General features: G+C 63.7%; 1 protein-coding gene. It reads right to left on the reverse strand.

Features of this window, described 5'->3' with window-relative positions:
- Positions 1 to 44: 44 nt before the first annotated feature.
- The coding region (locus C469_RS17360) for a hypothetical protein (RefSeq protein WP_008006395.1) at positions 45 to 375 on the reverse strand (331 nt) is incomplete at its 5' end.

The raw sequence follows: 375 nt of genomic DNA on the forward strand, positions 1-375 counted from the left end.
CGGGGGTCTCGCGTCGATCTGCTCGACGAACCGGCGGGTCAAGGTCAAGCAAAATTATGAATCGCTCTCGAAAGGCGGCACGATATGGCCGACTCGCGGAGGAAGCGGCGCAGCGGCGCTACGGCCTCGACGCCGACCACGGGAGTTGGCACGACGCCCGAACGTCGGACGGCCGCCCGGTCGAAGTCAAAGCCGCGATGCTGAACCGTCGTGATGGCTCCGAAGGCCGATTCCGAATCTTCGAAGACTATCACGAACGGCTCGCAGAGGAGCGAGGACTGTACGTGTTCGTTCCCTACCGCGCCCGCGGTCGTGGCATCCAAGTCGTGGATATGCGCTCGGTCGATGCCGGTGCTCTCCGGCTCAAGTTCTACG

It is taken from the genome of Halorubrum lipolyticum DSM 21995 (assembly GCF_000337375.1).
Lineage (GTDB): Archaea > Halobacteriota > Halobacteria > Halobacteriales > Haloferacaceae > Halorubrum > Halorubrum lipolyticum.